23 protein-coding genes are annotated in these 19,201 nt (G+C 57.8%); 11 read left to right on the top strand and 12 right to left on the bottom strand.

What is annotated here, in order from left to right; genetic code table 11:
* Nucleotides 1-45: 45 nt before the first annotated feature.
* Nucleotides 46-321 carry a DUF1471 domain-containing protein gene (locus G9X48_RS19925; protein WP_004385306.1) on the bottom strand — a complete coding sequence of 92 codons (276 nt, stop codon included), beginning with the start codon at nt 319-321 and terminating at the stop codon, nt 46-48.
* A gap of 135 nt (nt 322-456) precedes the next feature.
* Nucleotides 457-765 carry a biofilm peroxide resistance protein BsmA gene (bsmA, locus tag G9X48_RS19920; protein ID WP_007852316.1) on the bottom strand — a complete coding sequence of 103 codons (309 nt, stop codon included), beginning with the start codon at nt 763-765 and terminating at the stop codon, nt 457-459.
* A gap of 202 nt (nt 766-967) precedes the next feature.
* Between bsmA and yjfP the strand changes: the two genes are divergently transcribed.
* The 5 genes from yjfP (at nt 968) to rplI (ending at nt 3,306) form a co-directional block, all read left to right on the top strand.
* Nucleotides 968-1,696 carry an esterase gene (gene yjfP, locus G9X48_RS19915; RefSeq protein ID WP_097640945.1) on the top strand — a complete coding sequence of 243 codons (729 nt, stop codon included), beginning with the start codon at nt 968-970 and terminating at the stop codon, nt 1,694-1,696.
* A gap of 171 nt (nt 1,697-1,867) precedes the next feature.
* Nucleotides 1,868-2,263 carry a 30S ribosomal protein S6 gene (gene rpsF, locus G9X48_RS19910; protein ID WP_001216673.1) on the top strand — a complete coding sequence of 132 codons (396 nt, stop codon included), beginning with the start codon at nt 1,868-1,870 and terminating at the stop codon, nt 2,261-2,263.
* A gap of 5 nt (nt 2,264-2,268) precedes the next feature.
* Nucleotides 2,269-2,583 carry a primosomal replication protein N gene (gene priB / locus G9X48_RS19905; RefSeq protein ID WP_015742584.1) on the top strand — a complete coding sequence of 105 codons (315 nt, stop codon included), beginning with the start codon at nt 2,269-2,271 and terminating at the stop codon, nt 2,581-2,583.
* A 4-nt stretch (nt 2,584-2,587) separates the two neighbouring features.
* Complete coding sequence (gene rpsR / locus G9X48_RS19900) at nt 2,588-2,815, top strand: 30S ribosomal protein S18 (RefSeq protein ID WP_000135199.1); 228 nt, start codon at nt 2,588-2,590, stop codon at nt 2,813-2,815.
* A gap of 41 nt (nt 2,816-2,856) precedes the next feature.
* On the top strand, nt 2,857-3,306 hold the full coding sequence (gene rplI, locus G9X48_RS19895; RefSeq protein ID WP_004385310.1) for a 50S ribosomal protein L9: 450 nt from the start codon (nt 2,857-2,859) through the stop codon (nt 3,304-3,306).
* A 72-nt stretch (nt 3,307-3,378) separates the two neighbouring features.
* Here rplI and G9X48_RS19890 read toward each other — a convergent pair whose 3' ends face one another.
* Nucleotides 3,379-3,957, bottom strand: coding sequence for a LysM-like peptidoglycan-binding domain-containing protein (locus G9X48_RS19890; RefSeq protein ID WP_038878617.1), 579 nt, complete (start codon nt 3,955-3,957; stop codon nt 3,379-3,381).
* A gap of 201 nt (nt 3,958-4,158) precedes the next feature.
* Between G9X48_RS19890 and fklB the strand changes: the two genes are divergently transcribed.
* Together fklB and cycA are read left to right on the top strand one after the other, a co-directional pair.
* The gene (gene fklB / locus G9X48_RS19885; RefSeq protein WP_007702034.1) at nt 4,159-4,779 is read left to right on the top strand and encodes an FKBP-type peptidyl-prolyl cis-trans isomerase; all 621 of its coding nucleotides are present in this window, start codon (nt 4,159-4,161) and stop codon (nt 4,777-4,779) included.
* Nucleotides 4,780-5,068: 289 nt separating this feature from the next.
* Nucleotides 5,069-6,481, top strand: coding sequence for a D-serine/D-alanine/glycine transporter (cycA, locus tag G9X48_RS19880; RefSeq protein ID WP_004385314.1), 1,413 nt, complete (start codon nt 5,069-5,071; stop codon nt 6,479-6,481).
* 69 nt (nt 6,482-6,550) lie between these two features.
* Here the strand turns inward: cycA and ytfE are convergent, their stop codons facing one another.
* On the bottom strand, nt 6,551-7,216 hold the full coding sequence (gene ytfE / locus G9X48_RS19875; RefSeq protein ID WP_014728005.1) for an iron-sulfur cluster repair protein YtfE: 666 nt from the start codon (nt 7,214-7,216) through the stop codon (nt 6,551-6,553).
* Nucleotides 7,217-7,458: 242 nt separating this feature from the next.
* On the opposite strand from ytfE, the gene G9X48_RS19870 reads away from it, so the two are divergent.
* Nucleotides 7,459-9,132: a methyl-accepting chemotaxis protein gene (locus G9X48_RS19870; RefSeq protein ID WP_097640946.1), complete on the top strand. Its 1,674-nt coding sequence runs from the start codon at nt 7,459-7,461 to the stop codon at nt 9,130-9,132.
* Nucleotides 9,133-9,163: 31 nt separating this feature from the next.
* Here the strand turns inward: G9X48_RS19870 and G9X48_RS19865 are convergent, their stop codons facing one another.
* The 5 genes from G9X48_RS19865 to G9X48_RS19845 all read right to left on the bottom strand — a co-directional run bounded on the left by G9X48_RS19865 (nt 9,164) and on the right by G9X48_RS19845 (nt 13,072).
* Nucleotides 9,164-10,132 (bottom strand): DMT family transporter, encoded by a 969-nt coding sequence (locus G9X48_RS19865; protein ID WP_097640959.1) that lies wholly within the window; start codon nt 10,130-10,132, stop codon nt 9,164-9,166.
* A gap of 79 nt (nt 10,133-10,211) precedes the next feature.
* The gene (locus tag G9X48_RS19860) at nt 10,212-10,793 is read right to left on the bottom strand and encodes a DUF1349 domain-containing protein (RefSeq protein ID WP_012123703.1); all 582 of its coding nucleotides are present in this window, start codon (nt 10,791-10,793) and stop codon (nt 10,212-10,214) included.
* A gap of 12 nt (nt 10,794-10,805) precedes the next feature.
* A complete protein-coding gene (locus tag G9X48_RS19855) occupies nt 10,806-11,663 on the bottom strand; it encodes an AraC family transcriptional regulator (protein WP_097640947.1) in 858 nt (285 codons plus the stop codon).
* A gap of 85 nt (nt 11,664-11,748) precedes the next feature.
* Nucleotides 11,749-12,120 (bottom strand): lysozyme inhibitor LprI family protein, encoded by a 372-nt coding sequence (locus G9X48_RS19850; RefSeq protein ID WP_004385319.1) that lies wholly within the window; start codon nt 12,118-12,120, stop codon nt 11,749-11,751.
* Between the two features lie 97 nt (nt 12,121-12,217).
* Nucleotides 12,218-13,072 (bottom strand): SDR family oxidoreductase, encoded by an 855-nt coding sequence (locus tag G9X48_RS19845; protein WP_097640948.1) that lies wholly within the window; start codon nt 13,070-13,072, stop codon nt 12,218-12,220.
* 88 nt (nt 13,073-13,160) lie between these two features.
* Here G9X48_RS19845 and G9X48_RS19840 point away from each other — a divergent pair, with 88 nt between their 5' ends.
* A complete protein-coding gene (locus tag G9X48_RS19840) occupies nt 13,161-13,541 on the top strand; it encodes a helix-turn-helix domain-containing protein (protein WP_014728010.1) in 381 nt (126 codons plus the stop codon).
* Between the two features lie 244 nt (nt 13,542-13,785).
* Here the strand turns inward: G9X48_RS19840 and G9X48_RS19835 are convergent, their stop codons facing one another.
* Nucleotides 13,786-15,729, bottom strand: a complete 1,944-nt coding sequence (locus tag G9X48_RS19835; protein ID WP_097640949.1) for a bifunctional 2',3'-cyclic-nucleotide 2'-phosphodiesterase/3'-nucleotidase — start codon at nt 15,727-15,729, stop codon at nt 13,786-13,788.
* Between the two features lie 221 nt (nt 15,730-15,950).
* Between G9X48_RS19835 and cysQ the strand changes: the two genes are divergently transcribed.
* The gene (cysQ, locus tag G9X48_RS19830; protein ID WP_007702003.1) at nt 15,951-16,694 is read left to right on the top strand and encodes a 3'(2'),5'-bisphosphate nucleotidase CysQ; all 744 of its coding nucleotides are present in this window, start codon (nt 15,951-15,953) and stop codon (nt 16,692-16,694) included.
* Here cysQ and G9X48_RS19825 read toward each other — a convergent pair.
* On the bottom strand, nt 16,684-17,241 hold the full coding sequence (locus G9X48_RS19825) for a YtfJ family protein (protein WP_012123710.1): 558 nt from the start codon (nt 17,239-17,241) through the stop codon (nt 16,684-16,686). The two genes, cysQ and G9X48_RS19825, sit on opposite strands and share 11 nt — an antisense overlap.
* Nucleotides 17,242-17,568: 327 nt before the next feature.
* On the opposite strand from G9X48_RS19825, the gene G9X48_RS19820 reads away from it, so the two are divergent.
* Nucleotides 17,569-17,775 (top strand): DUF1107 domain-containing protein, encoded by a 207-nt coding sequence (locus G9X48_RS19820; RefSeq protein WP_004387562.1) that lies wholly within the window; start codon nt 17,569-17,571, stop codon nt 17,773-17,775.
* Between the two features lie 63 nt (nt 17,776-17,838).
* On the opposite strand, the gene G9X48_RS19815 is transcribed toward G9X48_RS19820, so the two are convergent.
* A complete protein-coding gene (locus G9X48_RS19815; RefSeq protein WP_004387563.1) occupies nt 17,839-19,170 on the bottom strand; it encodes a hemolysin family protein in 1,332 nt (443 codons plus the stop codon).
* Nucleotides 19,171-19,201: the final 31 nt, after the last annotated feature.

The raw sequence follows: 19,201 nt of genomic DNA, 5'->3' as shown, positions 1-19,201 counted from the left end.
ATCATGGCAAGGCCAAATAAAAGCCAGAATTTAGCTAAAGAACGTTCAACTATAGATAATTGCCTGCACGTGCCAGTTATCGGCCCGCTGATTTTCATGCATCTGAATAATTCGATAATACGCCGCGCCCTGTTCGTCCGCTTTATAGGCGATGACTTTTTCAATCTCCTGCGGCGTGCCGGAAATATCGTTTACCGAAATGACGCCAATTTCATTTAAGCCCGTCACTCTGTCAGCATTCACCTCTTCGGCAGACTGCGCAGAAGTGGAAATCAGACCCGCCGATAACAGCAGTGACGTTAAAGCCAGCGATCGTTTCATTGTCAGCTCCCTTACACCTTTTCGATAGATGTAGCGCGCCGGTTCCGCGCGCAGTCCGAAAGTTATTGTGCAGCAGGTACGATCAATGCACGCAAAGGCAGTGTAAATATCGCTAAATAAAACGACGGCTTACGCTTACTTTCGGTACAAAATCGCGCGGGCATGCCAGCGGCCAGGCAGCAGAGAGTCATCATTGGAGATGACCTGATAGTAATCTGCGCCTGCGGCGCCTGCCTGTGCGGCGATATCGCGCAGCGCGTCATCCGGTGATCCATACTGCAGCGTCGTGACGGTGCCCATTTTGACAAGCCCCTGCGTCTGGTAGCGCTGGATCTCCTGCGGATGATCCGCCACCGGCGGCGCGGGCTGCGGCGTGCCTTCAAGCGCGCTACAGGCCGTCAGTGTCGCCACCATTAGTAAAGGGATGAGCCGTCGCATATGCATTATCGTTACCTCAGGGATTAATTGTAGTAAGTGTAAGGGAATAGGCGTTCGCTATATCCCGGTTCTGCCGACGAAGGCGCGCTTTTGGCCGTAGAAAATCGTAAAAGCGTAATCTGGCTCGCAACACGATAAAAATCCATGCGTTGCGCGGGTTTTTGGCATCATGGCGTCTGTGTCTAAAGACGTTTTGCAGGAGATAAGTATGATCGAAATTTCGACCCGGCGTTTTGCGGGGATTGAGGCGCTGCACGCGGTGCCTGCGGGAAGCTGCGATAACGCATTGCCGACGGTCATGTTTTATCACGGCTTTACCTCATCCAAAACGGTCTACAGCTATTTCGCCGTCGCCCTGGCGCAGGCCGGGTTTCGCGTCATTATGCCGGACGCGCCCGATCACGGCGCGCGTTTTAGCGGCGATGCACCACGGCGGATGACGCAGTTCTGGCAAATCCTGCACGCGACGCTGACGGAATACCCGGCGCTGCGCGACGCGATTCTCAATGAAGGGCTGGTGGCGGACGGCAGGCTCGCCGTTGGCGGCGCGTCGATGGGCGGCATGACCGCGCTTGGCATCATATCCCATCATCCGGAAGTGAAATGCGTCGCGAGCCTGATGGGCTCCGGCTGGTTTAGCGCGCTTTCACAGACGCTCTTCCCGCCGCAGGCCGCCGACGCTGACGCGGTGAGAGCCGCGCTGGCACCCTGGGACGTGGGCGCGCGCCTGCCATCTCTTTCGGATCGCCCGCTGTTTTTATGGCATGGCGAAGAGGACGACGTTGTGCCGGCGGCGCAGAGCCTGCGTTTAGCCGATGCGCTGCGCGAACGGGCGCTGGATAACAATCTGACCTGCCAGTGGCAGCCGGGCGTGAAGCACCGCATCACGCCTGAAGCGCTCGACGCGACGGTTGCGTTTTTCCGCCGCTCTCTTTAAAAGCCGGGCAAACCGGGATTGCGGCTTTTTTTACCAGCGGCCTTGTGTTTGTCATGGTCCGCCATTAGAATGACGCGTCAATTTTTCAGCCGCCCTTTAATCACGTTCCTTGCCTCCCCGGGCCGCGGCTGACCCAGACAGGAGGCTGAATAATCCGTAAGGAGCAATTCGATGCGTCATTACGAAATCGTTTTTATGGTCCATCCTGACCAGAGCGAACAGGTTCCGGGCATGATCGAGCGCTACTCTGCTGCCATCACTGGTGCAGAAGGCAAGATCCACCGTCTGGAAGACTGGGGCCGCCGTCAGCTGGCTTACCCGATCAACAAACTGCACAAAGCACACTACGTTCTGATGAACGTTGAAGCGCCGCAGGAAGTTATCGATGAGCTGGAAACTACCTTCCGCTTCAACGATGCCGTTATCCGCAGCATGGTTATGCGCACCAAACACGCCGTAACTGAAGCCTCTCCGATGGTTAAAGCGAAAGACGAGCGCCGTGAGCGTCGCGATGATTTCGCTAACGAAACCGCTGATGATGCTGAAGCTGGGGATTCTGAAGAGTAATTCTGATGGCCAACCGTCTGGTGTTGTCCGGCACCGTGTGCAGGGCACCCCTTCGTAAGGTCAGCCCATCAGGAATTCCTCATTGCCAGTTCGTGCTTGAGCATCGTTCTGTGCAGGAGGAGGCCGGTTTCCACCGGCAGGCGTGGTGCCAGATGCCTGTAATAATCAGCGGGCACGAGAACCAGGCCATTACTCACAGTATAACGGTCGGCACGCAAATCACCGTTCAGGGGTTCATCAGTTGCCACAAGGCAAAGAACGGACTGAGCAAAATGGTGTTGCATGCCGAGCAGATTGAATTGATAGATTCTGGAGACTAGCCAAATGGCACGTTATTTCCGTCGTCGCAAGTTCTGCCGTTTCACCGCGGAAGGCGTTCAAGAGATCGACTATAAAGATATCGCTACGCTGAAAAACTACATCACCGAAAGCGGTAAGATTGTCCCGAGCCGTATCACCGGTACCCGTGCAAAATACCAGCGTCAGCTGGCTCGCGCTATCAAACGCGCTCGCTACCTGTCCCTGCTGCCGTACACTGATCGTCATCAGTAATCGGTCACGGTCCATTAATACGACTTTGAGAGGATAAGGTAATGCAAGTTATTCTGCTTGATAAAGTAGCAAACCTGGGCAGCCTGGGCGACCAGGTAAACGTTAAAGCGGGCTACGCTCGTAACTTCCTGGTTCCGCAGGGCAAAGCTGTGCCGGCTACCAAGAAAAACGTTGAGTTCTTCGAAGCACGTCGCGCTGAACTGGAAGCCAAACTGGCTGACGTTCTGGCCGCTGCTGAAGCTCGCGCAGAGAAAATCAATGCGCTGGGCTCTGTTACCATCGCGTCCAAAGCGGGCGACGAAGGTAAACTGTTCGGTTCCATCGGTACTCGCGACATCGCTGACGCTGTAACTGCAGCTGGCGTTGACGTGGCTAAGAGCGAAGTTCGTCTGCCGAACGGCGTTCTGCGTACCACTGGCGAACACGAAGTGGACTTCCAGGTTCACAGCGAAGTATTCGCTAAACTGACTGTAAACGTGGTTGCTGAGTAAGTTTTTACTCAACTACACGTAAAGACGCCGGCCTTGTGCCGGCGTTTTGCTTTTCTGAGATGCTGAAAAGTCTCAGCGCACGCGCAGGAAACTGCCGTCCGGCTGGCGGATAAACAGCACCTGCTGGTTATCACCGGTATCAATGGTCAGCGCCGTCACCACGCCGCTGGCGTTCTGACGAACCTGCACCATCTGCCCCTGCTGAAGATTACTGAGCGGCTTGCCGTCGCCTTCCACTTTCGCCATCGCGTACACATCTTCCGGCGGCAGACCGTGATCGCGGAACAGTTGCGCCAGCGTTTTGCCCGATTCCACGCGATAAGTACGCCACTGCTGCTCGATGTCATTATTCTGGAACGGCTGCACCGGCGCGCTGGGCGCAGGCTGCTGGACATTCGCCTCCGGCGTTTCCACAGGTGCTACCGCCTGCGGCTGCATCGGCGCTTCCGGCGTAGGTGTTAAATCGAGCTGCGCGTCGCGACGCTGCGGCGTTTCCGGCTCGTTGGAAGAAGGCCATAAAAAGCACAGCGCGATAACGACCGCGCAAAGAATAATGCCGCGTCGGTGCGCAGGCGGCAGCGGGTCCATCAGCCGGATATGATCCGGGGCGTGCCATACCTGCGCCAGCAGCGGTTTAATTCGTCCAGGCATGTCTTCTCCTCATTCACTCAAACGCATCGCCGCGCCAGTGTACCATTATAGCGTTCTAACTGTTTGATGCCGGTAGTAAAGCGCGCATTCGTGAGCGCGCTGACATCCCTGACCTTATCACCTTGCCGGAGGATTATTTTACCCAACGTGGCGCTGCTGTTATGCTGCCCGCTAATTTTCCCATTGAGAAAGGATAACCCCATGACAACCCCTTCTTTTGACACCATCGAAGCCCAGGCAAGCTACGGCATTGGCTTACAGGTCGGACAGCAACTGCGCGAGTCGGGCTTACAGGGTCTGCTGCCGGAAGCACTGGTGGCGGGGCTGCGTGACGCGCTGGAAGGCAACCAGCCAGCCGTTCCTGTTGACGTGGTGCATCGCGCGCTGCGTGAAATCCACGAACGCGCCGACGCCGTGCGTCGCGAGCGCCAGCAGGAGATGGCGGTAGAAGGCCAGAAATATCTGGACGAAAACCGCGAGCGCGAAGGGGTGAACAGCACCGAATCCGGCCTGCAATTCCGTGTGCTGACGCAGGGTGATGGCCCGATCCCGTCCCGTAAGGATCGCGTGCGTGTGCACTACACCGGTAAACTTATCGACGGTACCGTGTTTGACAGCTCCGTCGCGCGCGGCGAACCCGCGGAATTTCCGGTCAGCGGCGTAATCGCAGGCTGGATCGAAGCGCTGACGCTGATGCCGGTCGGCTCCAAATGGGAACTGACCATTCCGCACAACCTGGCCTACGGCGAGCGCGGCGCGGGTGCATCCATTCCGCCGTTCAGCACGCTGGTCTTTGAAGTCGAACTGCTGGAAATCCTGTAAGGCTTTTCCTTTCCCCGCTGCGGCGGGGAATTGTTTTCCCGTAAGCGAAATGACGCGATTTTATTTTGATAATAAGCGGAATGCGGGTATTTTTGTGATGCATTTCGCGAAGTGAAAGTGATTTGCCACCCATTTTAAACATAAAATTAACATTATATTTAAATCTTAGTATTCAACCCTCCGATTCTTACCTAATATCGATGTTGCTTTCGCCAAGGACATCGTCATTTCAACACGTAAATAGAGGCCAGCAGAGCCTCCACAACACAGACAGGTACAGGAAACGAACATGTCAGAACAGATCAAAGTGGCTGATGCTGCTGAGGCACCGGCTGAGCAGTCGCTACGGCGCAATCTAACCAATCGTCATATCCAGCTCATCGCTATCGGCGGCGCTATCGGCACCGGGTTATTTATGGGCTCTGGCAAAACCATTAGCCTCGCTGGCCCGTCGATCATTTTTGTCTATATGATCATCGGCTTTATGCTCTTTTTCGTCATGCGGGCGATGGGCGAGCTGCTGCTTTCTAATCTCGAATATAAATCGTTCAGCGATTTCGCCGCCGATTTACTCGGCCCCTGGGCGGGGTATTTTACCGGCTGGACATACTGGTTCTGCTGGGTGGTCACCGGCATGGCGGATGTCGTGGCCATCACGGCTTATGCGCAGTTCTGGTTCCCTGGGCTTTCGGACTGGGTCGCGTCGCTGGCGGTGGTCGTGCTGCTGCTCTCCCTTAACCTCGCCACCGTGAAAATGTTTGGCGAGATGGAGTTCTGGTTCGCGATGATTAAAATCGTCGCCATCGTCGGGCTTATCGTGGTCGGGCTGGTGATGGTGCTGATGCACTTTAAATCGCCGACCGGCGTTGAAGCGTCCTTTACGCACCTGTGGAATGAGGGCGGCTGGTTCCCGAAAGGGCTGAGCGGGTTCTTCGCGGGCTTCCAGATTGCGGTCTTCGCGTTTGTGGGGATTGAGCTGGTGGGCACCACCGCCGCCGAAACCAAAGATCCGGAGAAATCGCTGCCGCGCGCGATCAACTCGATTCCGGTTCGTATCATTATGTTCTACGTCTTCGCGCTGATTATTATTATGTCCGTGACGCCGTGGAGTTCCGTCGTGCCGACCAAGAGCCCGTTCGTGGAGCTGTTTGTGCTGGTGGGGCTGCCGGCGGCAGCGAGCCTGATTAACTTCGTGGTGCTGACCTCGGCGGCCTCTTCGGCCAACAGCGGCGTCTTCTCTACCAGCCGTATGCTCTACGGCCTGGCGCAGGACGGCGTGGCGCCGAAAGCGTTCGCGAAGCTCTCTAAACGCGCCGTACCGGCGAAAGGGCTGACCTTCTCCTGCATCTGCCTGCTGGGCGGTGTGGTGATGCTCTATATCAACCCGAACGTCATCACCGCGTTTACGATGATCACCACCGTGTCGGCTATCCTGTTTATGTTCGTCTGGACCATCATCCTGTGCTCTTATCTGGTGTACCGGAAGCAGCGTCCGCAACTGCATGAGAAATCGATCTACAAAATGCCGCTCGGTAAACTGATGTGCTGGGTCTGCATGGCGTTCTTCGTGTTTGTTATTGCGCTGCTGACGCTGGAAGACGACACCCGCCAGGCGCTGATGGTGACGCCGCTGTGGTTTGTGGTGCTGGGCGTGTGCTGGTTGTTTATCGGCAAGAAACGTCTGGCGAACTTCCGCCGCTAAGCCATAAAAAAAGGGCCCACGTATCGGGCCCAAAAGGTCAAGTTACAGAGGCGCTCGACGGGGCGCCTTTTATTTTTCGCCTGCGAGGGCACGCGGGAAAAGGGTGTTGTTCTCAAGGCTGATGTGGTTCATCAGATCGTCAATCAGCTCATTGATGCCGTTATACAGCGCGCGCCATGTCGTGCAGGCCTCCGGCGGCGGCGTCACGTTATTCGTGGTGTGCTTAATCACCTCAAGCAGTTCTCCCGCCTCGTCGTGCTCGCTCTCCATCACGCTAACCGGCCCCGCCGCCTGGCTGCCCATGCCCTGTTTAATCATCGGGAACAGTACGCGCTCCTCTTTCATCATGTGGCTCGTCAGCTCTTCATGCAGCAGGCTCAGATACTTCGCGAGCCCCTTCGGCACGCCCGGTTTATCGGCGTGAACACGTTCCACTTTGGTGGCCTGCAAAATCAGCTCTGGTAACTGCTCACGGTGGCGGTCGTGGTAGCGCACAAGGATGTGATCGATGATTTCAGCAAGCGGCGCGGCTTGCCAGTCCTTCTCCAGAGGTGTTTCAGCCAATGCCGCCAGTTCGCTTTCAATCGCGTTCAAATCAAGCGCCTGGCGCGTCGCCGCACGCAGCAGCGTCTGTTTGCCGCCGCAGCAGAAATCCAGGTTGTATTTACGGAACAGCGCGGAGGCGCGCGGGATGGTTAACGCCAGTTCGCCAAGGGGTTGGTCACGGAAGGCCATAGCAGTACCTCACTCAGGATTTATTAAGATGCATATTAAATACATCTTTAAGGCGAGGCTATAACCCTTTCGGGGAGGGGGATTAAAATGTGAGGTGTGTCACAAAAATATTTTGCCAGCTAACTGGCTGATCGCTATCAGGAAATAACTGGAAACCGCGCTCCATGCCGCTTTGCTGATTAAACAACCCGAATGACCTGCCGATAGATACACCCTGGATTACACCTGCAAAAAGGTCTTTCATGTTTAAACGTATAAAAGTCATAACCCTTTTAATTACCGTATTGATCGTTCTGGGCGCGATGCAGCTTATCGCGGCAGGCGTTTTCATCACGGCGCTCAATAATGACAAAGACAACTTTAACGTCTCGCAAATCTCCAGCCAGAACGTGGCAGAATTTACCGACGCCTGGATAAGCCTCAACCAGACGCGCGTCACGCTTAACCGCGGCATGCTGCGTCTGCAGGGGAACATGGCGAACCAGCTTAACGGCGGTCAGCTTAGCCAACTGGTTGATACCGCTAACAAACTGCTGGCGGAAGCGCAGAGCCATTACGACAAATACTATGGCCTGCCGGAAACGCCGGGAATGGACGAGCGTCTGGTCGATCGTCTGGAAGAGCAATACCGCATCTACTCCTCGACGCTTGCGCAAATGAACAAATTCCTGGCCGAAGGCAATCTGGAAGGGATGTTCAAGCAGAATGCCGAGCAGAAGCAGAACGCCATGCAGGTCGTTTATCGCGAGTGGCGCGCCGAGCAGGCGAAGCTTGCCAGCAAAGGCGTGAAAGACAACGAAAGCGACTACGAGCGCATTCTGTGGATCCTGTCGGCGATTATGGTGATGGTGCTGGCTGTGATTATTATCAGCTGGGTGGCGATGCGCCGTGTGCTGCTGCTGCCGCTGCATGACGTCATGGGTCACATTCGTGCGATTGCCGCAGGCGATCTGACGCAGCCTATCGATGCGCAAGGCCATAACGAAATGGCGCTGCTGGCGCGCAACGTTCACGAGATGCAGCAGGCGCTGGCCCGTACGGTCAGCACCGTGCGCGACAGCACCGACACTATCTTCACCGGTGCCAGCGAAATCTCCGCGGGCAGTAACGATCTCTCCTCGCGCACCGAGCAGCAGGCCGCGTCGCTCGAAGAGACCGCCGCCAGCATGGAACAGCTGACCGCGACCGTGAAACAGAACGCCGATAACGCCCGTCAGGCGACGCAACTGGCGCGTACCGCGTCGGAAACCGCGCTGAAAGGCGGGGAAGTGGTGGATGGCGTCGTTCGTACCATGGACGAAATCGCCGCCAGCTCTAACCAGATCGCGCAGATAACCAACGTGATCGACGGCATCGCGTTCCAGACCAACATCCTCGCGCTCAACGCGGCGGTGGAAGCGGCGCGCGCAGGCGAGCAGGGCCGTGGTTTTGCGGTGGTGGCGGGCGAAGTCCGTACGCTGGCAAGCCGCAGCGCGCAGGCGGCGAAAGAGATCAAAGCGCTTATCGAAAACTCCGGCAACCGCGTCGACGCGGGCTCGCAGCTGGTGCGCGAAGCGGGCGAAACCATGAAAGAAGTGGTCGGCGCGGTGACGCGTGTGACCGATATCATGGGGGAAATCGCCTCGGCGTCCGATGAGCAGAGCCGCGGTATCGATCAGGTGGGCCTGGCGGTCTCCGAGATGGATAAAGTGACGCAGCAGAACGCCGCGCTGGTGGAAGAGTCCGCCGCCGCAGCAGCAGCCCTTGAAGATCAGGCCGGCAAGCTCAATGAAGCGGTCGCGGTGTTCAAACTCAACCGCGCCCAGGCGCGCGCGGCGAGCGTTGCGCCGCAGGCATCGTCCTTCAGCGCGCCAGCGCCAGTGGCGAGCCTCAAAGCCGCACCGGCTGGCGGTAGCGATAACTGGGAAACGTTCTAAGCCTGAAGGCCCGTCACCGACGGGCCTTTTTTTATGACGCCTCCTGCGTCACGCGCTCCGCGACCGGCACGATTTTCACCCGCACCGCCATCACCACGCCTGCCGCCAGCAGCGCAATGCCGGTCAGGGTCAGCAGCGGTGGCAGGCTCTGGCGCAGCAAGAAGGTGTAGAGCAGCCCGGCCAGCGTTTCAAAAACGATAAGCGGGCCGAGGATCACGGTCGGCAGGCGCTGGCTTGCGATATTCCAGCACAGCGCGCCAATCCACGAACAGCAGAGCGCAATGGCGATCATTAGGCCAATAAACACGCCAGGACGCGGGCCGAAGGGCAGCGCGAAACTGCTGTTATCCGCAGAGAGCCACAGGCACGCGGCGATATACCCCGCCAGCGAAACCGGCAGCGTCACCAGCCCCTGCGCGGTCGCCCACATCATCGGGTGCTTGTCGGGGTTTTCCCGCAGCCAGCGGGCGTTACGCAGCGCATACCACGCCCAGCAGACAACCGACACGCTTGCCAGCGCGATGCCGCTTGCGTAGCGGCCCGGCGTAAAGCCCGGCAAACCGTGGCGCAGCTCGGCGAAATTGACGCAGACCAGCCCGCAGAAAATCGCCCCCAGCGCCGGGCACAACCGCCGCCAGGGCAGCCTGCCGTCGCGACGGCTGTAGAGCAGATTGGCGAAGACCGGGATGACCACCGGCAGCGTGCCGATGATCATCGTGGAGACCGGCGCGCCGGTGCGCTGAATGGCGCTCGCAAGACACACGTAATAGATAAGATTGCCCATCATGGTCAGCGCCAGCGCGGTCAGCCAGTCGCGCGCGGTAAGCTGTTTCAACCGCCTGCGCCCGGCCCACGCCAGCGGCAGCGCCAGCAGGCCCAGCGCCAGGTAGCGCCCCATCGACTGCAATACCGCCGGGTATTCCGGCACCAGCAAAGGGCCGACGAAAATCAGCCCCCACATCATCCCCGCCAGCAGGGCATACAACACACCCGTTAACATCATCACCACCCACGTCGCTGTTTATTGCCTGAGTGTAGCGGCGGGTGAAAACGGGCGTCTTGTACCAGCTTGCTGCGCATCAGCTCAGATCGTGCAGATCTTTGCCGTTGGGTGGCCCGAGATGAAAATCGGAAAAGACGATCTCAAGCCCGGCGCGCGACGGCGAACAACACATCGCGCCAAGGAAATAGCGCTCCGCTTGCGGAAACGGGCACAGGCGCAGCAGCGGCCAGGTGTCGCCGTCGGTGGAGTATTGCAGGCGCAGGCTCTGGTTCTGGTGCGTCAGGCGCAGCCAGAAGTGCTTCTGCGCGGCGGGGAAAATGCCGGTCGCCCAGTCGGAGCGTTCAAGCGTCAGCACGCTGCCTATCATCGGCTGCGCGTCGTTATACTCAATGCCCGCTTTCAGCCAGTGTTGTTCATCCGCCATCAGGAACAGCCCCGCCTGGTCATACAGCGTGGTGAAATCGCCCTCGACGCGCACCTGGAAAGTAAACTCACCGGCAACCTCCGTACCAAAAACGTGCCCGGAATGGCGCTGAAAGCCATACCAGGTGGTTTGCCAGAAATCGGTTTGCGCATCGGTGGTGACATGCAGCGCGTCACTTTCGCGCCGCCAGCGTGCGGGTTCATTCAGCCAGCGCCAGTTCGCCAGATTTTCCATCACTCTTCTCCCTTACAACGGTGTCTGAATTATAGCCGGGCTGAAGATCTGGCGAGCCACCTGTTTCTGGTAGCGGACGGGCGTAATGCCGTAGCGGCGGGTGAAGGCGCGGGTCAGGTGCGGCTGATCGGTAAGGCCCACGGCCGCCGCGACATCAGCGGCGGGCAGGCCAGCGGCGAGAAACTGTTTGGCGCGCCACAGGCGCACCGCCATCAGCATCTGGTGCGGCGTGACGTCATAGCGCGCTTTGAACTGGCGCTGGAAATGATAAGGGCTTAACGCCGCTTCGGCGGCAATCTCATCGAGCGTCAGCGGCAGCATGTAGTTTTCGTAGAGAAACTCGCGCACCCGGTCGAAGCGGTGCGCGCCTTCGGCAGCCTGCGGCGTATGGCGCGCGTACGGACGGAAGGTATCGATAAGATCAAGCAGCAACCCCTGCTGCGCGAGCGTATCCGGCGCGGACCAGAGTGCGGCGATAAGCTGGCCGGTCTGGCGGGCGCGTAGCGGATCGTGTCGCTCCACCTCGGCAAACCACCAGTGGCGCTCGCCGGTGAGCTGCGCCAGCGTCTCGGGCTCCAGATAAATCATTCGGTAGCGCCAGCCCTGCTGGGTCGCCGCTTCGCCGGTGTGCAGTTCATCGGGGTTCATGGTGACGAGCGAATTCACCGCCGCCACGTGCTGCGCGCCGCGGTAGCGAAAGCGCTCGGCGCCAAGCTCAATCGCGCCGATGCCAAAGGCTTCATGGGTGTGGGGCTCAAAAGCGTAATGCGCGATATGGGCGTGATAAAGCTCCACGCCCGGCAGCGCAGGCAGTTGCCGGAAGCGGGCGCTGTCGCGTTCGTCGGTGAACTGATCGGGTACGCCGTGCACTGGAGCTCTCCACGAAGGGTAAGCCCCCATTATAAGAACAACGGTGGCCTTCGCCACCGTAATTAACAATTAATTAACCTGACGGTTATTCGATGCGGGAGAGGTCGGCGTCGTTGCAACCGGCGTTGCGGCACTCGCGCTCAATGCTTTTCAGCAGCGCAATACGAGCGGCCATTTTCTCATTCGCGCAGCCGAGCAGCAGCGTGGAGCCTTCCGCGCACTCGTGATCGCGCACTTTCAGCCAGGAGATCTGGGCGTTTTTCACGACCTGCTTCTGCGCAGGCGAGAGCACGGACATGGTGTTTTTATATTGCTGGTTGAGGTCGCGGTCGCCCTGAACCATTTCCAGCGCGGCGCAGTAGGTGGTGTCATACGGGCTGCGCGGATTGTCACAGCTCATGGACCACGCGGCGGCGCTGCACAGCAGCAACGGAAGTGCGAGAAGGTGTGCTTTCATGAGGATCCCTGTTTTCGGTTTATTGTTTTGAGCGCCTGTGGCAGGCGCTCGCATTGTATCCGGCAGGCACAGGGAAAGCAGCCTGCCAGATTTAATATTACGGTTTGAGACTCTCGTGCAGGCTCGCTTCAAGCGAGGTAGTCGGGCGGCCGATGAGCGCGCTGAGCTGGCGGCTGTCATCAAACAGGCCGCCTTTGGACGCGCCGATATCGGAATCCGCGAGCAGCTTCGCAAAGCCTTCCGGCAGACCCGCGCCCGTGAGCGCCGCGGCGAAATCCGCCTCGCTGAGATTCTGGTATGAAACCGTTTTGCCGGTCTCTTTACTTAACAGCGCGGTCAGATCGCGAAGCGTCCAGGCATGGTCGCCCGCCAGCTCATAAACGCGCCCGGCCTGGTTATCGAGCGTCAGCACTTTCGCTGCGGCTTCGGCGTAATCCTGACGGCTGGCGGAGGCGATTTTCCCGTCGCCTGCGCTGCCGATAAACGCGCCGTGCTCAAGCGCCGGCGGCACGCTCGCCAGATAGTTTTCGGTGTACCAGCCGTTACGCAGCAGCACATAAGGAATACCGGCATCCGCGAGCATCTTTTCAGTAGCGACATGTTCGTCAGCAAGCCCCAGCGGAGAGCGATCGGCATGCAGCAGGCTGGTGTAAGCGATGAGTTTCACGCCTGCGGTTTTCGCGGCGTCGATAACATTACGGTGCTGCGTCGCGCGCTGGCCGACTTCACTTGATGAGATGAGCAGCACTTTTTCCACGCCCGCGAGTGCCGCGGTAAGCGCCGCCGCGTCGTTGTAATCGGCCGCGCGAACCTGGACGCCTCTGGCGCTAAGCGCGGCGGCTTTCGCCGGGTTGCGGACAATCGCGACAATCTCCTGTGCCGCGACGGTGTTCAGCAGGGTATCAATCACGCGCTGGCCAAGCTGGCCGGTAGCGCCGGTAATCGCAATCATGGTCTTTTCCTTTGTCTCGGTTGGGTGTTGTGGCACACTATCATTCAAACTAACTTTTAGTAAGTACGTACAAAAAGGTAAGTATGAAATGACCCGTTCTACCCTGAGTGAGCAGTTACGCGACGGCAATCTGTTCGCCGAAGAATGCCCGTCACGCGATGTGCTGAAACATGTCACCAGCCGCTGGGGCGTGCTGATCCTGGTGGCGCTGCGCGACGGCACGCACCGTTTCAGCGATCTGCGCCGGAAAATGGGCGGCGTGAGCGAGAAGATGCTGGCGCAGTCGTTACAGGCGCTGGAGCAGGACGGTTTTGTCGATCGCGTCTCGTATCCGGTGGTGCCGCCGCATGTGGAATACAGCCTGACGCCGCTCGGCGTGGAGGTGAGCGAGAAGGTGGCCGCGCTGGCCGACTGGATTGAAGTTAATCTGCCGCAGGTAATGGCGAACCGTGGAGAGCAAGCGGCGTGAGCGCCGGGTTCTGGTGCTGAAGACAGGATGCCGGGTGCGGCTGCGCCTTACCCGGCCTAGGAGGGGAGTGGTTGGCCTGAGTGCCGGGTGCGGCTGCGCCTTACCCGGCCTACGGGGGGAATGGTTTGCCTGAGTGCCGGGTGCGGCTGCGCCTTACCCGGCCTGGGAGGGGATTGGTTGGCGTGAGTGCCGGGTGCGGCTGCGCCTTACCCGGCCTGGGGGGGAGTGGTTGGCGTGAGTGCCGTTACTTCGACAGATCCAGCTGATACACCGCAAAACCGATATCGTCTTTGCCGACGCTGGTCATCGGATATTGCGCTTTCTCTTTGATGAACGCCGCCGCTTTGTCAGAAGGCGAGGTTTCAAAGCGGATATCCAGTTTGTGGTTACCTGCAATCGGCGCGAGACGCCAGTTGTTATCCGCGGCCGGGTGAATTTCCCCCGCGCGTTTGGTTTCGGCACCAATCCATGCCGCCAGCACCGCGCGGTTCTCGTCCGGCGAGGCAAACGCGATATGGCTGTCGCCGGTGCCGGCAAACTTGCCGCCGTAAGCGCGATAATTATTGGTGGCGACCAGGAACGTCGCGTTCGGATCGATAGGCTTGCCGTTAAACGTCAGGTTTTTGATGCGTTCCGCTTTCGGGTTGATCGTCTGGCATTCACCGTCATAGCGGGCAGGCTGCGTCACGTCTATCTGATAATTTACGCCGTCGATAACGTCGAAGTTATAGGTGCGAAAACCGTCCCAGTTCAGCAGCGACTGCGGCTTCGTGCTGTTGACGTCAATCTGGTTAAACTGCCCGGCGGAGCACTCCAGCCACGCTTTTACTTCCGCGCCCGTTGCCTTCACCACCACCAGCGTGTTGGGGTAAAGGTAAAGATCGGCGGCGTTACGCAGCGTCAGCTGGCCTTTTTCCACTTCCACGAAGCTTGCCGGATCGTTTTTACGCCCGCCCACTTTAAACGGCGCGGCGGCGGAGAGCACCGGTAACTGCGCCAGATCCGGATCGCCCTGAATAAAGTGTTCCACGTAAGCTTTCTGCGCGTTGTTCACCACCTGCACGGTTGGATCGTCCTGCACCAGCGCCAGATAGCTGTACATCGGATCGGCGGATTTCCCGACCGGCTGGCTGACAAATTCGCGCGTGGCGTCGTGATCCGCTTTCAGCACTTTCACCAGCGCCGGATCTTCAGCGGCGAGCGATTTCTTCGCCTGGGTGTCGTAGATCGGGCGGGCTTCGGCTTTGCTTTGCGTCACTTTCCACTTGCCGCTGTCGTTATTCAGCACCAGATCGACGATCCCCAGATGATCGCCCCACATGCCCGGCATTACCGCCGGTACGCCGTTCAGCGTGCCTTTGGCGATATCCGCGCCTTTGATGGCGGCGAAATCTTTACCCGGGAACACCGCGTGCGCATGGCCGAAAAGAATGGCGTCCACGCCCGGCACCTGGCTTAAGTAGTACACCGAGTTTTCCGCCATCGCTTTGTATGGCTCGGCGGAGAGCCCCGAGTGCGCCACCACCACCACCAGATCGGCGCCTTCCGCGCGCATTTGCGGCACATATTTACGGGCGGTTTCGGTGATATCGTTAACCGTGACTTTGCCGCTGAGATTCGCCTTATCCCAGGTCATGATTTGCGGTGGCACAAACCCGATGTAGCCAATTTTCAGCGTATGCGGCTTGCCGTCTTTATCTTTTACTTCGGTTTCTTTAATCAGGTACGGCGTAAAAAGCGGCTTTTGGGTTTTGGCATCAATGATGTTCGCGTTGACGTAAGGGAATTTTGCGCCTGAAAGCGCCTTATGCAGGTAATCGAGGCCGTAATTGAATTCATGGTTGCCGAGGTTGCCGACGGCGTAATCCAGCGTGTTCAGCGCTTTATATACGGGATGCACATCGCCGTCTTTCAGGCCCTTCGCGGCCATGTAATCGCCAAGCGGGCTGCCCTGGATGAGGTCGCCGTTATCCACCAGCACGCTGTTGGCGGCCTCCTGGCGTGCGGCTTTGATTAAGCTTGCGGTACGCACCAGGCCGAATTTTTCGGTGGGCGCGTCTTTGTAATAGTCAAAGTCCATCATGTTACTGTGCAGGTCGGTGGTTTCCAGGATGCGCAGGTCCACCGTGGCGGCGTTCACGCTGGCGGCAACCAGCGTGGCTATCATCGTTGCACTAAACTTAATCATCAGGCAGGTCCTTTTTTTCAGAGCGAAGCCACAAAAGTTTATGTATCTATCGTTTGTTGCTTACAAAAATGTGAATCCTGCCAGAAAAACGGGCAGGGAAACCGGAATCGCTTCACAGATAGCGGAACAAGACGCAATGCGATATAAAAATCATATCGATAAAACAAGGTGTTAAATCCGCAGCCGGGACGGACTGCGAAACGAGAAAGAGGTGGATGACAATGTTAGAACAGATTTGCCAACTGGCGCGCGAAGCCGGCAGCGCCATCATGGAAGTCTACGAGGGTCACAAACCGCTGGAAGCCACCCAAAAGGTTGATGATTCGCCGGTGACGGCGGCGGATATCGCAGCGCACGCGGTGATTGTCGCCGGGCTGAAAGCGCTGACGCCGCAGGTGCCGGTGCTCTCCGAAGAAGATCCGCCAGGCTGGGACGTGCGTCAGCACTGGCAGCGCTACTGGCTGGTGGACCCGCTCGACGGCACCAAAGAGTTTCTCAAGCGCAACGGCGAATTCACCGTTAATATCGCGCTGATTGAAGACGGCAAGCCGGTGCTTGGCGTGGTCTACGCGCCCGTGCTGAACGTCATGTACAGCGCGGCGGAAGGCAAGGCGTGGAAAGAAGAGTGCGGCGTGCGCAAGCAGATCCAGGTGCGCGACGCGCGTCCACCGCGTGTGGTAATAAGCCGCTCCCACGGCGATAACGCCGAATTGCAGGACTATCTGCAGCAGCTTGGCGAACACCAGACCACGTCGGTAGGCTCGTCGCTGAAGTTCTGCCTGGTGGCGGAAGGAGAAGCGCAGCTTTACCCGCGCTTCGGGCCGACGAATATCTGGGATACGGCTGCGGGTCACGCCGTGGCGGTCGCCGCCGGGGCGCAGGTTCACGACTGGCAGGGCAAAACGCTGGATTACACGCCGCGTGAGTCGTTCCTGAACCCCAGCTTCCGGGTCACTATTTACTGAGTAACTGTTGCAGCAGGTTCATGACCTGCTGCACTTCTTCCTGGGTCAGGCCGCCATCTTTCGCGTACCGTACGCGCCCGTCTTTATCCAGCACCACAATCGCCGAGCTTCCCGGCTCAAGCTTCCAGGCTTTCTGGGCCACGCCGTTGCTGTCAACGATAAACTGCGACCACGGATACTGCTGTTTATTGCTCTCAATGCTGTTGCGAACAAACATCCCGGTGCCGGGAATGGCGTCGTCGCTGTTCACAATCGTTGTGGTCTGGTAGCGGTCGTGCGGGAATTTCGCGGCTTTGATGGCTTCAATCAGCCCCGCATTTTTCTCTTTTGCCGAGGTGCGCCCGGCAATATGTTGCAGCACTCGCACTTTTCCAGGTAACTGCGCGCTGTTCCAGTTTTTGTAGCTAAACTGATCTTTATTCAGCATCAGCTCGCCTTTGTCGTTAATGCCGATGGGCGGCACGCGGTCGTTCTCTTTGAAGTTATGTGCCGAGGCCATCAGCGGCAGCAGCAGGCAGCTCAGCGCCAGCATTCCGCGCAGGGTCATAGGTGGCTCCTTTTTCGATTTTGCAGGTGATCGGACCACTTGGGCCCATTGCTTTTTAGCTTAATTGTTAATTTTCTGTTTTCACGCAACCACAGTGCCAGTTTGCGGGCGAACGCACAGAAACCGTTAAAAAAAGCGGCATTCTCCTGCGCTCCGTAGAGTTTTGAAAAGAAAATTCTGAAAGAATGTAATAAAAGCGTAAATAAAGTCAGGCAGAGTGGGTGCTCCCGAACTTCTGGTCTATAGTCATCTGGCAACAAATTTTGCGTCTTAATCATGATGGTCCAAATGTGGCACCACGAGGGCGTAATTCAGCAGGAGAGAACAATGAAAATTTTCCAACGTTACAACCCGCTTCAGGTGGCGAAGTACGTGAAGATCCTGTTTCGTGGACGGTTGTATATTAAGGATGTAGGCGCTTTCGAGTTCGATAAAGGCAAAATCCTCGTCCCGAAAGTGAAGGACAAACAGCACTACTCCGTCATGTCCGAAGTCAACCGTCAGGTTATGCGTCTCCAGACCGAGATGGCGTAACGACAGCGTTGTGCGTATGCAGTAAGACAAACGGCCCCGATGGGGCCGTTAGTGTTTTGAGGCTCAGGCGGCGTTCTGCTCGTCTGGCAGTTTAGGCGTCAGCACACCCGGCTTGTTGTCGATGCGCGTCACCAGCAGCTGGTCGATGCGGTAGTTATCGATATCCACCACTTCAAACTTATACCCGGAGAACTTCACCGCGTCGGTGCGTTTCGGGATTTTACGCAGCATAAACATCATAAAGCCGCCGATGGTTTCGTAGTTGCCGGACTGCGGGAACTCGTCGATATCCAGCACACGCATGACGTCATCGATCGGCGTGCCGCCGTCAATCAGCCAGGAGTTTTCGTCGCGCGCGACGATCTGCTCTTCCAGCCCCTGACCGACCAGATCGCCCATCAGCGTGGTCATCACGTCGTTCAGCGTGATAAGCCCTACCACCAGCGCATATTCGTTCATGATAACCGCGAAGTCTTCACCCGCCGTTTTGAAGCTTTCCAGCGCCTCGGAGAGCGTCAGCGTATCCGGCACGATAAGCGTGTTGCGGATCTGCACGCCGCTGGTCAGCGCCAGGCTCTGGTTGGCCAGCACGCGGTTCAGCAGGTCTTTGGAATCGACATAACCGATGATGTGGTCGATATCCTGATTACAGACCAGAAACTTGGAGTGCGGATGCTCCGCCACTTTGTTCTTCAGGCTCTGCTCATCTTCATGGAGATCGAACCAGACGATGTTTTCACGTGAGGTCATGGAGGACGGCACGGTGCGCGACTCCAGCTCAAACACGTTTTCGATAAGCTCATGCTCCTGTTTGCGCAGCACGCCCGCGAGCGCGCCAGCTTCCACCACCGCGTAGATATCATCAGAAGTGATGTCATCTTTACGCTCCATCGGCAGTTTGAAGAGGCGGAAAATCACATTCGCCATGCCGTTAAAGAACCACACCAGTGGGCGGAAGATGAACAGACAGAAGCGCATCGGGTTGATGATACGCAAAGCCACGGCTTCAGGCGCAATCATACCGATGCGTTTCGGGGTCAGGTCAGCGAAAAGAATGAACAGGCTGGTGACGAGCGTAAAGGAGAGGATAAAGCTCACCTGCTCGGCGGCCTCGGGGGAGATAAACCGCACCAGCAGCGTGTAGAACGCCGGGGAAAACGCCGCATCGCCCACGATACCGCCAAGAATGGCGACGGCGTTCAGGCCAATCTGCACCACGGTAAAGAAGGTGCCGGGGTTTTCCTGCATCTTCAGCACCCGTTGGGCGTTGATGTTGCCGTCATCGGCCAGCAGCTTGAGTTTGATTTTACGGGAGGCGGCAAGCGAGATCTCGGAAAGCGAGAAAAAGGAGCTGACGCCAATGAGACAAAGTATCAGTAAAATACTGTTTAACATATCTTATCCAGCCATCGCCGGATCCTCGGAA

Source organism: Cronobacter sp. HA18006 (genome assembly GCF_011605445.1).
Classification (GTDB): Bacteria; Pseudomonadota; Gammaproteobacteria; order Enterobacterales; family Enterobacteriaceae; genus Cronobacter; species Cronobacter sakazakii.
The sequence above is the reverse complement of the archived record's forward strand: the minus strand, read 5'-3'. Positions and strand labels throughout refer to the sequence as shown.